This is a genomic window from Neobacillus sp. BP17 (genome assembly GCF_059579525.1).
The window spans coordinates 3,168,440-3,184,201 of record NZ_CM184198.1 but is presented as its reverse complement, the minus strand read 5'-3'; the positions used below and the strand labels follow the sequence as shown (position 1 = coordinate 3,184,201).

15 protein-coding genes are annotated in these 15,762 nt (G+C 40.9%); 9 read left to right on the top strand and 6 right to left on the bottom strand.

Annotated features, from left to right (window positions below; all coding sequences use genetic code 11):
* The first annotated feature begins 98 nt into the window (after positions 1-98).
* Positions 99-821: a DUF2161 domain-containing phosphodiesterase gene (locus AC4QJR_RS15430; RefSeq protein ID WP_375375907.1), complete on the top strand. Its 723-nt coding sequence runs from the start codon at positions 99-101 to the stop codon at positions 819-821.
* Positions 822-859: 38 nt separating this feature from the next.
* Here the strand turns inward: AC4QJR_RS15430 and AC4QJR_RS15425 are convergent, their stop codons facing one another.
* Together AC4QJR_RS15425 and AC4QJR_RS15420 are read right to left on the bottom strand one after the other, a co-directional pair.
* Entirely contained in the window at positions 860-1,675 is an 816-nt protein-coding gene (locus AC4QJR_RS15425; RefSeq protein ID WP_496523388.1) for a cytochrome c oxidase assembly protein, read from the bottom strand.
* Complete coding sequence (locus AC4QJR_RS15420) at positions 1,662-2,150, bottom strand: DUF2243 domain-containing protein (RefSeq protein WP_496523387.1); 489 nt, start codon at positions 2,148-2,150, stop codon at positions 1,662-1,664. Before AC4QJR_RS15420 ends, AC4QJR_RS15425 begins: the two co-directional genes overlap by 14 nt.
* 208 nt (positions 2,151-2,358) lie before the next feature.
* On the opposite strand from AC4QJR_RS15420, the gene AC4QJR_RS15415 reads away from it, so the two are divergent.
* Complete coding sequence (locus tag AC4QJR_RS15415) at positions 2,359-2,532, top strand: hypothetical protein (RefSeq protein ID WP_180229986.1); 174 nt, start codon at positions 2,359-2,361, stop codon at positions 2,530-2,532.
* Positions 2,533-2,801: 269 nt separating this feature from the next.
* The gene (locus tag AC4QJR_RS15410; protein WP_496523386.1) at positions 2,802-4,964 is read left to right on the top strand and encodes a malate synthase G; all 2,163 of its coding nucleotides are present in this window, start codon (positions 2,802-2,804) and stop codon (positions 4,962-4,964) included.
* Between the two features lie 82 nt (positions 4,965-5,046).
* Here the strand turns inward: AC4QJR_RS15410 and AC4QJR_RS15405 are convergent, their stop codons facing one another.
* Positions 5,047-6,636, bottom strand: a complete 1,590-nt coding sequence (locus tag AC4QJR_RS15405) for an acetolactate synthase large subunit (protein WP_496523385.1) — start codon at positions 6,634-6,636, stop codon at positions 5,047-5,049.
* A 470-nt stretch (positions 6,637-7,106) separates the two neighbouring features.
* Here AC4QJR_RS15405 and AC4QJR_RS15400 point away from each other — a divergent pair, with 470 nt between their 5' ends.
* The 3 genes from AC4QJR_RS15400 to AC4QJR_RS15390 all read left to right on the top strand — a co-directional run bounded on the left by AC4QJR_RS15400 (position 7,107) and on the right by AC4QJR_RS15390 (position 9,454).
* Complete coding sequence (locus AC4QJR_RS15400) at positions 7,107-7,559, top strand: C40 family peptidase (RefSeq protein ID WP_098571904.1); 453 nt, start codon at positions 7,107-7,109, stop codon at positions 7,557-7,559.
* A 138-nt stretch (positions 7,560-7,697) separates the two neighbouring features.
* A complete protein-coding gene (locus tag AC4QJR_RS15395; RefSeq protein ID WP_496523384.1) occupies positions 7,698-8,633 on the top strand; it encodes an aldo/keto reductase in 936 nt (311 codons plus the stop codon).
* Between the two features lie 248 nt (positions 8,634-8,881).
* Positions 8,882-9,454 (top strand): DUF2062 domain-containing protein, encoded by a 573-nt coding sequence (locus AC4QJR_RS15390; RefSeq protein ID WP_496523383.1) that lies wholly within the window; start codon positions 8,882-8,884, stop codon positions 9,452-9,454.
* On the opposite strand, the gene AC4QJR_RS15385 is transcribed toward AC4QJR_RS15390, so the two are convergent.
* Positions 9,451-10,287, bottom strand: a complete 837-nt coding sequence (locus tag AC4QJR_RS15385; RefSeq protein WP_496523382.1) for an SDR family oxidoreductase — start codon at positions 10,285-10,287, stop codon at positions 9,451-9,453. The genes AC4QJR_RS15390 and AC4QJR_RS15385 overlap by 4 nt on opposite strands.
* Before the next feature lie 119 nt (positions 10,288-10,406).
* The gene (locus AC4QJR_RS15380) at positions 10,407-10,601 is read right to left on the bottom strand and encodes an alpha/beta-type small acid-soluble spore protein (protein WP_098571908.1); all 195 of its coding nucleotides are present in this window, start codon (positions 10,599-10,601) and stop codon (positions 10,407-10,409) included.
* Positions 10,602-10,957: 356 nt separating this feature from the next.
* On the opposite strand from AC4QJR_RS15380, the gene AC4QJR_RS15375 reads away from it, so the two are divergent.
* Entirely contained in the window at positions 10,958-12,079 is a 1,122-nt protein-coding gene (locus tag AC4QJR_RS15375; RefSeq protein ID WP_496523381.1) for an NAD(P)/FAD-dependent oxidoreductase, read from the top strand.
* Positions 12,080-12,138: 59 nt separating this feature from the next.
* Here AC4QJR_RS15375 and AC4QJR_RS15370 read toward each other — a convergent pair whose 3' ends face one another.
* The gene (locus AC4QJR_RS15370) at positions 12,139-12,834 is read right to left on the bottom strand and encodes a response regulator transcription factor (protein ID WP_496523380.1); all 696 of its coding nucleotides are present in this window, start codon (positions 12,832-12,834) and stop codon (positions 12,139-12,141) included.
* A gap of 145 nt (positions 12,835-12,979) precedes the next feature.
* Between AC4QJR_RS15370 and lipP1 the strand changes: the two genes are divergently transcribed.
* On the top strand, positions 12,980-13,927 hold the full coding sequence (gene lipP1 / locus AC4QJR_RS15365) for a LipP1 family hormone-sensitive lipase (RefSeq protein WP_496523379.1): 948 nt from the start codon (positions 12,980-12,982) through the stop codon (positions 13,925-13,927).
* A gap of 28 nt (positions 13,928-13,955) precedes the next feature.
* Positions 13,956-15,605: a flavin-containing monooxygenase gene (locus tag AC4QJR_RS15360; RefSeq protein ID WP_496523378.1), complete on the top strand. Its 1,650-nt coding sequence runs from the start codon at positions 13,956-13,958 to the stop codon at positions 15,603-15,605.
* The last annotated feature ends 157 nt before the right edge of the window (positions 15,606-15,762 follow it).

Here is a 15,762-nt window from a genome sequence, read left to right as displayed (position 1 = left end):
AGTTCGTTGACCGGTGAAACATACTTTTTCTAAAAGAAAATTTGCGTTACATTTTGATAGAATGATTCGAGAGGTTTGCATTGGGATGGTGATACAATATGAAGGAAACAAAAAAACTGCAAGAAGTCGATTTATATAAACCCATTCAAACCTATTTTGTCCGTGAAGGTTATGAGGTATATGGTGAGGTGAAGGACTGTGATATTGTTGCAGTCAAGGATGAAGAGATAGTTGTAGTCGAATTAAAGCTCACTTTAAGTGTGGACTTACTTGTCCAAGCAGCCAAAAGACAGCGGATTACAGATAAAGTTTATGTGGCAATCCCGAAACCAAAGCAACGTCTGAATTCCAAAAAGTGGGCAGAGAAATGCAATTTAATTCGCAAGCTAGAGTTGGGATTAATCGTTGTTTCGAGCCCTGGGAAACGCGGAAAAGCTGAAATAATATTTGATCCTTCGCCATTTAAGTATAGAAAAAACAAACTAAGGCGCGAATCTATTATAAAGGAAATTAACGGCCGCAGTGCAGACTATAATGTAGGGGGCAGTAATCGGACCAAGATTATGACTGCATATAAAGAAAATTGTGTCCAAATTGCTTGTAATCTTGAATGTTTGGGTCCATTGTCCCCTAGGATGCTAATTCAATTAGGAACAGGGAAAAATACCTCATCCATTCTTACGAAAAATTATTATGGTTGGTTTGAAAGAATCAAACGAGGAACCTATGTGATAACGGAAAAGGGGAAAGCAGAGTTAAAAGAATACCCGGAGTTAGTAAATTATTATTTAACTAGAATAGGTGACGAGAAAGGTACGTAAGAACATAGGGCTGCCCCAAGATTTCTTGGGACAGTCTTTTACTTATTCAATACATTTAAAGCCTTATTCGTTCTTGGTCGGGTTCCCTTGAACCATTGGTAACAAAGGATCGTAATCAGAATCAAATCAATGACATCGCCGCCATAATACATGATCAATCCGCCCGTTTTGGCTTGGTCAATCGGAACTCCCATAGGGGGATGAGCATAAATATATTTTGAAAGGATGCCGTGACATGCCAAGGCGATTATTAATACGCATGAACGATAGATATAACCCGTCCGGTGTGGGTTTGGATCTGCATAAATGAAGGCACCTGTGAAAAGATAGCCTGCTAGAAATACGTGCAGGTGAACCGCAATTTGAACCAGCTCGTTTTGTTCCATTGTCTGATAAAGGCTGGTCGTATATAGGACCCAAAGGCCTCCAACATTCAGAAAAGAGGCCGTTAACGGATGAGTGATTAGTCGAAGTGGATTACTTTTTAAAATATGGGATAAAGTCCGTGCGTGCTTCACGTCTAGTGTACGAAGAATCAGTGTCATTGGGGATGCCAAGACCAGTAATAGCGGCGCCAGCATTCCGAGAAGGAGATGGCCGAGCATATGAGCCGTGAAATCTGAATGAGAACGAGTAGCAAGCGGCCCAATAATAGCCGCTAATGCACAGAAAATACCTGTAATCCACATGACAATTCGGTAAGACCGCCATGATCTTTTTCGCCGCTTAGATAGGATGGCTGCGTAAAGATAAATGACTAATGCAATGAAAAACGGCACTGATAAAATCAGTTGGACGCTTAATCCATGAAATTCCATCTCAGATCCATCATGTATGTGATTATTCAGGTGCATGATTCGTTGTAACTCCTAATTGACTTGATTTCCCTTTTGAGCGAGCGAGGATAGCAATGCCAATTATTATCATCAAAACTGAGGTAATGTACCAAACCATGTCGTAAGGGACGATATTAACATCGTAGCGAATTTGGTGGAGACCCATTAATTTATGCTGGATGGTACCATCGTATAATTGAAATCCACCTGCACCCAGTAATAACCCTCCAAACCACCTCATTGGCAGCCAACCACCTCGGCGGCGAAGGTCGGCAAGCATGAATAAGGATCCAACTGTGGCAAACCAACTAAAGGCATGAAAAAATCCATCAGAAACAAGTCCGATTCCAGTCGTGGATTTATCGTAAAAATGATGCCAATACAGTAGTTGATGAAAAACTGCTTCATCGATAAAGGCGACAAGTCCTATGCCAAAAAGTAAGCCGGACCAGAGATTTTTAGGGTAATTTGTTTTGTTATTATTCTCCGCCATTTTCTTCTCCTTTAAGAAACGAATTCTTTTGCTCTTCAATTTACCCTAAATGAATAACCCTTAAACAGGATGTGGTAGGATTCCTGTCCATTAATATTGTTTTTTGGTTGATGGCTATATTTGTTGATAAAAATCTTATTTTTAATTTCTCTGCAAATTGTCAAAACTGATATGCAGAGGTGATTAAGATAAGGAAGGAGACATATGTATGAATAAACCTTTTGAATACCCGGAAATGTACTATAACGAAGTCATCTATTTTTTAGAAACGAAATGGAAGCGTCGACTAAGTGATCATGAGAGGCATGTTCTCATTGAAGGCTATCGATTCGGGCGGCTGGTTGAGGCAGAAAATGAAATCAGAATTCTCTCTGTGAAGTAATTTTTTCTGAAGTTAATATCAAATGGCAGCCGCAGCTGCCATAATACTTCATTAATAAAATTTTTAAATAACCTTTGCTCAATGCAAGGTTTTTTCTCTTTTTAAGTATTGTATAATAAAGGAAGCGTTTCATTTTTTTATAATAAATGTAACTGTGTCCGTGGTAAACAAGTGAAGGGAGGGCAGGTGTGATAACAGCAAAGAGATTCGCAGATTCAGAGATTTTGATCCGATGTATTGTTTAAACTACATAAGGGGGAATTGATAAGATGTCAAACTATGTAAAAGTAGGAAATCTTCAAGTAGCGGATGTACTTTATCATTTTATTAACGACAGCGCATTACCAGGTACGGGCTTAGATCGTGAGCAGTTCTGGACTGATTTTGAAGCACTTTTTGCTGATTTAACACCCATCAATAACCAACTATTAGATCGACGAGATGACCTTCAGCGTAAAATCAATACCTGGCATAGAATCAATAAATCCTTCCACTTTGAAAATTATCAATCTTTTTTGAAAGAAATCCGCTATTTAGAACCGGAGACTTCTGATTTTCAGATCAACACGGAAAATGTGGATGAAGAAGTAGCCTTAAAGGCAGGTCCGCAGCTCGTCGTTCCAGTCGATAATGCCCGCTATGCACTAAATGCAGCTAATGCCCGTTGGGGAAGCCTCTATGATGCCTTATATGGGACGGATGCGATTAGTGAAGAAGGGGGTGCTAATAATGCAGGGGCTTACAATCCGATTCGCGGAGAAAAAGTTATTGTTTTTGCAAGGGAGTTCCTGGATCAAGCCATCCCGCTCGAGCAGTTTTCCCATAAGGAGGCTGTCAAATATTCGATTGTTGATGGAAGATTAGCAGTTTTACTAGGGAATGGCGCGACCGTTGGGCTTCAAGATGAACCCAAATTCTGTGGCTACCAAGGGAATCCAGGCGAGCCTTCCGCCATTTTACTGAAAAATAATGGTCTCTATTTTGAAATTCAAATCGACCCTTGCCATCCAATAGGAAAAACCGACCGAGCTGGCGTTAAAGATATTTTTATAGAGTCGGCTCTTACGACGATTATGGATTGCGAGGATTCCGTTGCCGCCGTGGATGCAGAGGATAAGGTCCTTGTATACTCCAATTGGCTCGGGTTAATGAAAGGTGACTTAACAACTGCATTCACAAAAAATAATAAAACAATTACTCGCTCGCTTCAGCCTGACCGCACGTATATCTCACCAACTGGTGAGGAATTTGCCCTAAAAGGGCGTTCTCTCATGTTTGTCCGTATTGTCGGTCATTTAATGAAGAATCCTGCTATCCTAGATAAGGATGGAAACGAGTTACCAGAAGGGTTAATGGATACGGTCGTTACTAGTTTAATTGCCAAGCATTCTCTTTTGGCCAATGGTCCATATCAGAACTCTGCAAAGGGATCGATTTATATTGTTAAACCAAAAATGCATGGATCTAAAGAAGTCGCTTTCGCCAATGAAACGTTTAATCGCGTGGAAGATATGCTAGGACTGGAGCGGAATACGCTAAAGATTGGGGTCATGGATGAAGAGCGAAGAACGTCGTTGAACTTGAAAAATTGCATTGGTGAAGTAAGGGAACGAATTGTTTTCATTAATACTGGTTTCTTGGACCGGACTGGCGATGAAATTCATACTTCGATGGAAATAGGGGCCGTTATCCGGAAAAATGAAATGAAGTTTTCAACATGGCTGCAAAGCTATGAAAAATCCAATGTGTTTGTCGGGCTGGCAGCTGGTCTAAAAGGCCGTGCACAGATTGGGAAAGGAATGTGGGCAATGCCGGACCTTATGGCCGAAATGCTCAAGCAAAAAATCGGTCATCTGCAAGCAGGCGGGACAACGGCTTGGGTACCTTCACCAACTGCGGCGACCCTGCATGCGCTACATTATCATCAATTGGATGTCTCAAAGGTGCAGGATGAATTAGCAAGGGGTGTCCAGGATTTAAGAGATGAGATATTAACTATACCTGTCGCTGAACAAACCAACTGGTCCGCCGAAGAAATTCAGCAAGAGCTTGATAACAATGCACAGGGAATCCTTGGCTATGTTGTTCGCTGGGTAGAAATGGGGGTTGGTTGTTCGAAGGTACCGGATATAAATCACGTTGGGTTGATGGAAGACCGTGCGACACTCCGGATTTCAAGCCAGCATATTGCCAACTGGCTCCATCATGGGATTTGTTCGAAGGAACAGGTACTGGAAACCCTAAAGAGAATGGCAAAGATAGTCGACGAACAAAACGCGGGAGATCCGTCGTATCGTCCAATGGCTCTAGATTTAGATCAATCTGTAGCCTTTCAAGCAGCTTGCGACTTAGTATTTAAAGGATATAATCAGCCAAACGGATATACCGAACCGATTTTACATCAGCGCCGCATTGAAGCAAAAGCCCGATAGGGTGTCAGGCACCAAGAATAAAAACACGAGCAACTACATGAAACAGATGTAGTTGCTTTTTTTGGATGAATGAAATTGTAAATTAATTTTCTAAGGTAACCTCGATTAAGAAGATTTCCCCATCAGACTGCATTGCCTCATTAAAGATGTTTTCAAATTCATCAAGCGTACTCGCCCGCATACCTTTGATTCCGAAACTAGCGGCCAATTGGACAAAGTTCGGATTTTGGAACGTTACTCCGTAGTTTTCTCCGAACTTTTTGTCCATTTGCTGGACCTCAAGTTTTAACATCGAGTCATTTAATACAATAATTATGAACGAAAGTCCAAGTCGTTTAGCTGTCTCAATTTCTGCAAAATTCATTAAAGCACCACCATCGCCGGTAATGCAAATAACTAGGTCATCTGGACAAGCAAGCTTCGCCCCAATCGCACCGGGAATGGCGATCCCCATGGATGCAAGCCCATTTGAAATAACAAGCCGATTTGGCTTTTTCGGCTGATAGGTTCTCGCAATGGAAACCTTATGTGCACCGACATCCGATATCACAACCGTATCCTCTGTTGTATGAGAATTAACACAGTGGAGAACATGCTCAATTGTAAAGGAAAGAGTGCCTGACACCGGCTGATCAATTTGATATGCAGTTTTAATTTGGTCCTTTAGCCCGCCGGAGGGAAGCCATGATTTCATCGGAAGGATGGATTGATTTAAAAGTTGCAAGGTGTTTCTTATGTTTCCGACCAGCTCCACCTCTACAGGATAATAGTCATTAATTTCTGAAGGTAAAGAATCAATATGTAAAATAGGAAGTTTCTTCACATTCCAGTCTATAGGCAGTTTTTCGACAAAGTCAAAGCCGATGACAATCAGGAGATCTGCCTCTTTTAATCCAGGTAACACCTCGTCATTTTCCTTAAAACCAAAGGTATAGTAGTTAAGTGGATGTTCTTTTGGGAGGACTCCTTTTGCCATAAAACTATGGGTTACAGGGCATTGAAGGGTTTCGACAAAGGTCAGTAGATCTGGGACTGCCTCTTGCCTGATTACACCATTTCCAACGATGACAAATGGTTTAAGATGTTTTTTGATAAGGGTACCTGCAGCTTCAATTGACTCTTGAGCCGGAACACATACAGGCAAGGATGTAACGGGTAAGGGACTACCGCCAATCATTTGATTTGAAAAGTTTTCTGGTAATGTAATGGCAACGGAACCCGGTTTCTCCATTTTTGCCATCTTGAATGCTTTACGAACCTTCGCCGGCACTGTTTGGGATTCATTGATTTGTGTGCTCCATTTTGTTGCGGGTTCAAACATCGTCACAAGATCAAGGTATTGATGGGATTCCTTATGATGACGTTCCACACCTGCCTGACCAATGATGGCCACAACTGGGGAATGGTCAAGCCGAGCGCTGGCCATCCCCGTTATTAAGTTGGCGGCGCCAGGTCCGAGCGTTGATAAGCACACACCAACTTTGTTTGACAACCTTCCATAGACGTCTGCCATAAATGCCGCTCCTTGCTCGTGCCTGACATTTATGTATTGAATTTGTGTCGATTTGGAAAGGGAATCAACGAGGTCTAGGACCTCCGTGCCAACGATTCCGAACACATATTCTACTCCTTCGTTTTCTAAACAATGGACAAGTACATCTGTTACCTTCATCAAATCCTCCTCGTCAATTTAATTTGGTTACCGATGATTTCTATAACCTCCGATTATTCAACGTGCACGAGAATCATACAAAACGAATGATTCCCGTTATCCTGATTTTTCACGCTTCACGGGTAACATACACTAGGTATGATTACCATTGCCCTGATTTTTCACGCTTCACGGGGAACATACACTAGGTATGATTACCATTGCCCCGATTTTTCACCCTTTACGGGTAACATACACCAGGTATGATTACCATTTCCTCGATTTCTCAGCCTTCACGGGCACCATACGTTTCCTACACTATAGTATTCTTACCTAAATACCTATCTATTTTGTCTCTGTTAATGAAAACAGATGATCTACAAAAAATATATTAATATAATTTTGTAACGATATTGTAATATAGCTGTGATGTCACTGTTACACCTTTCTAGTATATTTGACCTACAAAATCACTCTAGGGGGTAACAATTATGCTAAAGAAATTCATCGTTGCATTTGTCATTATCGTTTCTTGTGGCTCTTTGTTTGCTAACATGGGTGATAAAGCGGAAGCGGCTTATTATCATACAAAGGCTATTTCGGTAGCAAAGTCTAATATTGGAGTACCATATCAATGGGGTGGAATGTCGCCCGGCGGATTTGATTGTTCAGGTCTTATTAAGTATTCCTATGCAAGGGCTGGAAAAACCTTAAATCGTACAGCGGCACAAATGTTTTATGGGAACGGACATCGTATATATTCAAATATACAACCAGGTGACTTAATGTTCTATGCTCCAACCAAGGCAAGTAAACCGACACATGTAGGGATGTACATCGGAAATGGTAAAATAATTATGGCTTCTTCATCAAAAGGAGTCATGATTACAAGCACTAACAACCCATATTGGCATTCAAGATACATTGGAACAAAACGCGTTTAAAGACCATCGATCCCTGATGGTCTTTTTTTTATACATAGAAAAATTCTAATATTTATTTGAAAAATTAAATCATTAACTTTGTATTCTTTTCCAATCGTTTGTTATCATCAAATTAGTAAAATAAGGGAGTGAACGCTAATGACTAAACATACTCGAATCGGGAAAACTGATTTATTTGTCAATCCAATTGGACTTGGTACCAATGCCGTTGGGGGTCATAATCTTTTTCCGAACTTAGATGAAGAAGCTGGCAGGGAGTTAGTTCGAACCGGTTTGGCTCATGGGATTAATTTCCTTGACACAGCATATGTCTATGGTTTAGGACGGTCCGAAGAAATCATCGGGGAAGTCGTGAAGGAAAGCGGAAATCGTTCAGAAATAGTCATCGCCTCCAAAGCAGCACATAAATTGATTGGAAATGAAATGGTTCTTGATAATTCACCAGCTTTTTTAAAACAAGCTGTCGAAGAGAGTTTAAGAAAGCTTCAAACCGATTACATCGATTTATTTTATATCCATTTTCCCGATCAGGATACACCGAAGGACGAAGCGGTTGGGGCCTTAAAGCAATTGAAGGATGAAGGAAAAATTAGAGCAATCGGGGTGTCTAATTTTTCAATTGATCAACTAAAAGAAGCTAATAAAGATGGTTATGTTGATGTCTACCAAGGGGAATATAACCTGCTAAGCCGTGGTGCAGAACGGGAAATATTCCCATACGTTACCGAACAGCAAATCTCTTTCGTTCCCTTTTACCCGTTAGCATCTGGATTATTAACTGGTAAGTATTCTCGAGAGACGAATATCAATGAAAAGAACCGAAAAAGACCCCAGTTTAAAGATGGTGTTTTCGAACAAAACTTGGAAAAGATTGAACAGGTCCGTAAAATTGCATCTGAAAAGGGTGCTGAAATTGCCCAAGTGATTCTTGCCTGGTATCTGTACCGCCCATGCATCGATGTAATTATTCCTGGTGCAAAGCGAGCAGACCAAGTGCTTCATAATCTAAAAACCTTACAGATCCAATTAACAGCTGAAGAGATTCAAGAAATTGATCGGATTTTCCCATCCTAAAGGAAAAGTCGTGAATAGTGATTTTTTATCACCTTTCACGGCTTTTTTTCATTAAAAAAGGCATAATAAGAATCATTCCTTTTTTTAATTGAAGTGGTATGTGGGAAAATTATCCTTGGTAATTTATGAGTTCGCTTACAATTATCTTAATTTTTCTTTATTTAATGTTATGATAATGGTATTGGTTATATCGCCCTAAACACGAACTATTTAGTCTCGAAAATCTGATATAAAAAGGAAGTCTTCGTATGAACCTTAAACACAAAAAGTATCCTTTTTTTAAGCGAATTGGACGAGCATTTAAGTTGAATTTTATAAAATTGCTTCGTTCACCAGGTGGAGCCAAAAAAGTTTCGTTGGGATTTGCAATTGGTTTTGGCGTAGAAATGATTGTTCTTTCAACAGCTTCCCTTGTTTATATCGTATTTTTACCAATTGTTCGAATGGCAAGAGGTTCCTTGCCAGCGGCGATTATCGGAAATGTAATCGGAAAACTATCCTTTTTACCAGTATTACTCCTACCTTTAGCTAAGACTATCGGTAAACTGATTTATCCTATAAACGAGAGTATAGGGCATAAGTCTCCTTTTTCGTTTGAACAGTTGATGCAAGGAGATTTCCGCAGTGTAGTCAGTTTACTTCACGGTGGGGTTCATGTGTTAATTGGAATGGCGATTTTTGGAATCATTCTTGGTATTATTTCTTACTTCTTTGTTCATTATATTTATGAAAAAGAAAAAACGAAAAGACTTGCAAGGATTCGTGATAAACAAGCCCTTCGAAAAAATAACCTAGTTATGATTGATGCGACCAATAATTAAGGTTTAAGTCGCTTGAGAATAATTGCTTCTAATAGTTTCCACGGCAGCAAATTTTTTAGCTTCAACATCGTCTTCACACCAGCCCCGATGGGATACCTAAGGCTTGGTGATTGGGGCTGAGAAGCAATTTTTGCTGCCAACTTGGCAACCTCGATGGGATTACCATGCTTGGCCTTACCGCCCTCAATTTCATGAAGTAAACTTTCCATATAGGATAGGTATGGGGACTCAGGATTGACTTCCATTCCGTCCACACTTGCCCAAATATTGGTTTGATAGGATCCAGGTTCAATGAGGGAAACGTCGATCCCAAATGGTTTCAACTCAAGTCGCAGGCTTTCGCTATAACCTTCAAGAGCGTGCTTAGAAGCGACATAAGCAGATAATCCTGGGAATCCTAGTCTCCCACTAATGCTGCTGATATTGATAATTCTGCCCTGTTTTCTTGCCCGCATTAAGGGCAAAACTGCTTGGGTGACAGCAATTACTCCGAACAGATTTGTTTCGAATTGACTCCTATACTCGTCAATTGAAAGCTCCTCACTAAAACCCCCAAGGGCAAATCCGGCATTGTTTACTAATACGTTTATAGGAGGGTACTCGTTGAGAATCCCTTGGAAATGTTGAATGGAATCACTGGAAGTGACATCAAGCGGTTGAACATGAATGAAATCCTCGACATTGTTTTCTTTAGCAAGAGTGAATAACGACTCTGATTTATTGATATCCCTCATGGTTGCGATTACTGTAAAGCCTTTTAATGCCAATTCAATCACGGTTAACATCCCGAAGCCGCTTGAAGTCCCTGTAACAATCGCTGTTCGTTGTATCATGATTTCCTCCTAGACTTCCTTTTCTACTATATTAAACGTAAAATAGCGATGGTTGTATATCTAAAATCGAAAAAGACTGTCCCAAAATCCGTGGGACAGCCTTTGATTGAAATCATCCGTTATTGATTTTGATGATTTCTGAGGGTTTGTTCAGCATAAGCAACAAGACGTTTCGTCATTTCGCCGCCGACTGAACCGTTTGCTCGTGCGGTCGTATCAGCACCAAGTTGAACTCCAAACTCGTTGGCAATCTCTTGTTTCATTTGATCTAAAGCATTGTCAGCTCCAGGAACCAATAGTTTGTTTCTAGCCATGATACATCACTCCCGACGAAGTTTTTTGAGCAATATGTCATTGCTCGTATATAATTTAACCGATTATTATTATTTTCATTAAAAGTACACTAGGAATTCGAGAGGGTGACCACAGGGAATAGTGTCCCAAGGGTAGGGAATATTACCCTTATAGTTGGGTATACATTTAATTGAGAAAGTGAGTGATGAATGATATGATTGAATTTCCGAAAAATCTTTATTGTGAAAAGTGTGGCAAAGAAACCGAGCATATGGTACGTGAGGATGCATTAGAGATAGAATATACTTGTACCGAATGTAAGAATGAACAAGAAATTATTAAGTCCTTTTTTTAAAAAATGTGAAACAGGTGTGTTATGCAGAAAATAATCGTAATAGGAGCAGGAATACTTGGTGCATCGACCGCCTATCATCTTGCAAAATTAGGTGCAAATGTAACATTGGTTGATCGAGCTGACTCGGGACAGGCGACTGATGCCGCTGCCGGGATAGTTTGTCCTTGGCTTTCACAGCGGCGTAACAAAGCTTGGTACCAGTTAGCCAAAGGAGGAGCTCGTTATTATCCAGAATTAATTGCTCAACTAGAGGCAGATGGAGAGAGAGAAACTGGATACCAACAGGTTGGTGCTATCAGTTTACATACGGATCTGAATAAACTCGAACAAATGGCGGAACGAGCGAAAAAACGTCGCGAAGATGCTCCTGAAATCGGAGAAATTACGATACTATCGCCATCTGAAACAAAGCGTCTATTCCCACCATTATCGGAGGAATATGGGGCTGTTCATGTGAGTGGGGGAGCACGGGTTAATGGTAGGGCATTGCGTGATTCATTAATACGCGGTGCCACAAAACAAGGAGTTATACTTCTCCACGGGAATGCGTCCCTCGAGATGCAGGGGAATCAAGTCATTGGGATTAAGATTGTAGATAAAATATATCCTGCAGATCAGGTAATTCTGACCGCCGGTGCATGGTCTAACGAGCTTTTGCAGCCATTAGGTGTGGAGTTTTTAGTCCAACCTCAAAAAGCGCAAATCATTCATCTGGAAATACCCAAGACGGATACAGGTCAATGGCCCGTGGTTATGCCGCCTCAAAACCATTACATCCTTACGTTTGAAAATGGCCGAGTTGTTGTTGGGTCGACCTATGAAAACGAAGTTGGATTTGACACGCGTATAACTGCTGGTGGAATTCATGAGATATTAAGCAAAGCGCTAGAAACAGCGCCTGGTCTTGCAGAATGCTCATATCTTGAAACAAGAGTTGGTTTTCGTCCCTTCACCCCAGGCTTTTTGCCTGTATTTGGGGCGTTGCCACGATTTGAAGGAATCTATTTAGCCAATGGTCTTGGGGCTTCGGGGTTAACGAGCGGGCCGTATCTTGGTGCAGAACTAGCTAAACTAGTCGTAGGTCAACAAACAGAAATTGACCCGAAAAACTATGCCGTGGATGGAGCACTTGCCCCTGGTTAATAAAAAAAGCACCCTATTTGGGTGCCTAAGACTATTGTTAATAAAGTGCTTTCAAAAAACTACGTGATAATTCCCCTGCGGAATAGTTCGCCAATCGCATGGGAACGATTTTGAACGCCAAGTTTTTTAATCGCTGTTTTTACATATTGTTTGACTGTTAATTCGCTAATTTTCATTAAATCTGCCATTTCCTTTGTGCTTTCACCCCAGGCAATCCTGCGCATTACTTCAAGTTCCCTCTTACTTAAAAACTGTGGATCTTCCACACTGTCGGTCTTCTCCAGAAATCTACCAACTTCTTTTCCATAATGTGTTAAAGAGGAAAGTAGAACTTCATCAATCCTTGTTTCTTTAATAAACTCATTCGTGCAAATATAACCAATAATCACAGAACGAAAACAGATAGGGACAACCACAGCCGAATTTACATTCGATGATGTTATGTATTTACTGCTTATTTGCTTCAAATACTCTATTCCTGAACAATACTTCGCTTTCTTTTCATGAATTGCCGAGTAAATAATTGGCAGGGAACGGACATCATCCCGAATGTCCCCAATATGTACCATCCCATCAGTGGTCAATAAGATTATACCTTCACCAAGAAATCCTAACGGGGAAAATCTAAATAAATAGGCATTCCTGACAGGAAAAAGCTCCATGTAGACATCAAGAATTTTAAATAATCGTTCTTCATGGCATGTTGCTTCCTCCAATTTTTGAATTTTTTGCTGAAAGGTATACTGAGATGTCAAATTATCATCTCCTTTTAGGGGATATAACACATCTAAAATTAGGAATATTCAAATTATACAAAAAATTATATTCTTTAGATAGACTTTTAAGAAAATCTTTTCTTTGAAAGTTAAAAAAATCCTCATTAGGAAAGGAAGATGTTCTTTGGCCAATTTAGATCCGCAAGCAAAAGCTTATTTAGAAATTTTTAGTCAGATGCCATTGATCCAGACATTAGATGCACAAACCGTTAGAGAAATGTTTGCTTTAGCCCCTCCTGTTGAGGTAGAGTTGGCGCCGCTTGCGAAGGTAGAGGACCGAATGATTCCTGTAGCAGATAATGCGGAAATAAAGGTTAGGATTTACACACCGGAAGGCCAAGGACCATTTCCACTGTTTGTCTACTATCATGGCGGCGGCTGGGTAATTGGTGACCTTGAGACGGCAGATCCTAGCTGCCGAATGATCGCCAATCAAACAGGAAGAGTAGTCGTTTCTGTGGATTATAGGCTTGCACCTGAATATAAATTCCCTATCCCTGTAGAGGACTCTTATGCTGCATTAAAGTGGGTTAGTGAAAATGCTGCGGCATTAAATGGAAACGCTTCCAACCTAGTGGTTGGCGGTGATAGTGCTGGTGGGAATCTATCTGCCGTTGTTTCGTTAATTGCCAAGGAACAAAATGGTCCAAAAGTAACGGCCCAAGTTCTTATTTATCCAGTAACAGCATTAGGATATGACACCAACTCTTATGAAGAGTTTCAACAAGGGTTTGGACTGGATCGGGATTTAATGAAATGGTTTGGCAATTATTATATTAACAATGAAGAGGATACAAAAAATAAATACATCGCGCCATTATTGGCTGAGGATTTAAGCAATCTTCCGCCGGCATATGTTATTACTGCAGAAAATGATGTCCTTAGAGATGAAGGATTAGCCTATGCTAATCGCCTAAAACAGGCAGGGGTCAAAGTTGAATCAATCATTGAAGAGGGACTAGTGCATGGTTATTTTACGAATATGGCGGTATTTCCGGAGCGGATTAAAGGGTCTATTTCTAAATTCGCCAAGTTCCTAAGTGAAATTGACCAAAAGGTTGGAAGAGTTTAAGAATTAAAATAGATGCTAGAGGGGGAGAATGATGAAATCTATGAAACAATCGAAACATGTTGCTAATTACGACGCTGTTGTTGTTGGGGCTGGTTTTTCGGGGTTATATACGCTTCATCGTTTACGTGAGGCGGGTTTCTCTACCCGTGTTTATGAGGCAGGTGATGGAGTTGGCGGTACATGGTATTGGAACCGTTATCCCGGAGCACGTTGTGACTCGGAAAGCATCTATTATAATTATACATTTTCAGAAGAACTCTATAAAGAATGGACATGGACCTCTAGATATCCTGAGCAGCCAGAGATCCTGCGTTACTTAAACTTTGTCGCAGATAAGTTTGATCTCCGTCGTGACATTAAATTTAAAACAAGGATAAACGCAGCGCATTATAACGAAGAGACGAATAGATGGGAGATCTATTTAAATGATGGGACAAGCGTGTCAGCCCAGTTCTTTATCACGGGTGTAGGTTGTCTATCTGCCGCCAATATTCCAAATTTTAAAGGGGTTCAAAATTTTAAGGGCGACTGGTACCACACCGGGCATTGGCCGCATGAAAAAGTGGATTTCAAAGGGAAGCGGGTAGGTATTATTGGAACGGGGTCAACTGGTGTTCAGGCCATCCCAGTTATTGCAGCAGAGGCAGAGCACCTTACTGTGTTCCAGCGGACACCACAGTACTGCGCTCCTGCGCGAAATCATCCTTATGATCCAGAGTACATCCGGAAGACGAAGGAAAATTTCAGAGAGATCAAACGTCAAATGCGTGAATCACAAGGGGGACAGCCAGTGCCTATCCCTACTAAGTCAGCACTGGAAGTGACACCTGAGGAGCGGGAGCGGGTATATGAAGAGGCATGGGAGAAAGGTGGATTAGGGCTGTTTAGCGCGTATTATGATATTACAATTAATGAAGCGGCCAATGAAACTGTGGCCGAATTTATCCGAACTAAAATCTGTCAAATCGTCGAAGACCCTAATGTAGCCAAAAAACTCCTGCCAAGTTATTTTTATGGGACAAAGCGCCCAATCATTGACACGAATTATTATGAAACGTATAACCGTGACAACGTCACATTAGTAGACGTAAAGAAAGCACCTATTGAGGAAATTACTCCTAATGGGCTCCGAACATCAAACGGGGAGTATGAATTGGACACACTTGTTTTTGCGACAGGATACGATGGAATGACAGGGCCATTGTTGAAAATGGATATTCGAGGTAAAGACGGTGTCACACTGAAGGAGAAATGGGCAGGGGGAGCACAGACAAAGACCTATCTTGGAATCGCCAACGCTGGGTTTCCAAATATGTTCATGATTACGGGACCGGAAAGTCCTTCAGTTCTAAGTAACATGCCTGTCTCGATTGAGCAGCATGTCGAATGGATTGCTGATTGTATTGAGTATATGCAAAAACGTGGTGTGGAAACAATTGAAGCGAATGTCGACGCGGAGGAAGCATGGAGTAAGCATTGCCGGGAAGTGGCTGAATCCACGCTCTTTACAAAAACTGACTCATGGTACACTGGTGCAAATATTCCTGGGAAGCCGCGTGGATTCTTGATTTATTTAGGCGGAGTCGGCGTATACCGACAAAAATGTGATGAGATTGCAGCGAATGGATATGAGGGTTTTTCATTAATGTTCTCATCCCAGACTGTTGATCTAGCTTAGCAGGTTATTAATTATCTTTGAAAAAAGAGTCCTCGGACTCTTTTTTTTATGCAAAAAAGTCGTTTAGTCGATTAAATGAACGAGATTACCACTTTTTTTAGAAAATTCAAAGACATCTGAAATAATTTATTGATTATTGTGGGGGAGAGCGGTATAA

What these genes read in the sequence shown, in the direction of transcription:
- AC4QJR_RS15395 (WP_496523384.1), top strand. Translation starts at nt 7,698, where the DNA reads ATGACTAAACATACTCGAATCGGGAAAACTGATTTATTTGTCAATCCA.
- AC4QJR_RS15400 (WP_098571904.1), top strand. Translation starts at nt 7,107, where the DNA reads ATGCTAAAGAAATTCATCGTTGCATTTGTCATTATCGTTTCTTGTGGC.
- AC4QJR_RS15390 (WP_496523383.1), top strand. Translation starts at nt 8,882, where the DNA reads ATGAACCTTAAACACAAAAAGTATCCTTTTTTTAAGCGAATTGGACGA.
- AC4QJR_RS15360 (WP_496523378.1), top strand. Translation starts at nt 13,956, where the DNA reads ATGATGAAATCTATGAAACAATCGAAACATGTTGCTAATTACGACGCT.
- AC4QJR_RS15415 (WP_180229986.1), top strand. Translation starts at nt 2,359, where the DNA reads ATGAATAAACCTTTTGAATACCCGGAAATGTACTATAACGAAGTCATC.
- AC4QJR_RS15385 (WP_496523382.1), bottom strand. Translation starts at nt 10,287, where the DNA reads ATGATACAACGAACAGCGATTGTTACAGGGACTTCAAGCGGCTTCGGG.
- AC4QJR_RS15430 (WP_375375907.1), top strand. Translation starts at nt 99, where the DNA reads ATGAAGGAAACAAAAAAACTGCAAGAAGTCGATTTATATAAACCCATT.
- AC4QJR_RS15375 (WP_496523381.1), top strand. Translation starts at nt 10,958, where the DNA reads ATGCAGAAAATAATCGTAATAGGAGCAGGAATACTTGGTGCATCGACC.
- AC4QJR_RS15410 (WP_496523386.1), top strand. Translation starts at nt 2,802, where the DNA reads ATGTCAAACTATGTAAAAGTAGGAAATCTTCAAGTAGCGGATGTACTT.
- AC4QJR_RS15405 (WP_496523385.1), bottom strand. Translation starts at nt 6,636, where the DNA reads ATGAAGGTAACAGATGTACTTGTCCATTGTTTAGAAAACGAAGGAGTA.
- AC4QJR_RS15425 (WP_496523388.1), bottom strand. Translation starts at nt 1,675, where the DNA reads ATGCACCTGAATAATCACATACATGATGGATCTGAGATGGAATTTCAT.
- AC4QJR_RS15420 (WP_496523387.1), bottom strand. Translation starts at nt 2,150, where the DNA reads ATGGCGGAGAATAATAACAAAACAAATTACCCTAAAAATCTCTGGTCC.
- AC4QJR_RS15380 (WP_098571908.1), bottom strand. Translation starts at nt 10,601, where the DNA reads ATGGCTAGAAACAAACTATTGGTTCCTGGAGCTGACAATGCTTTAGAT.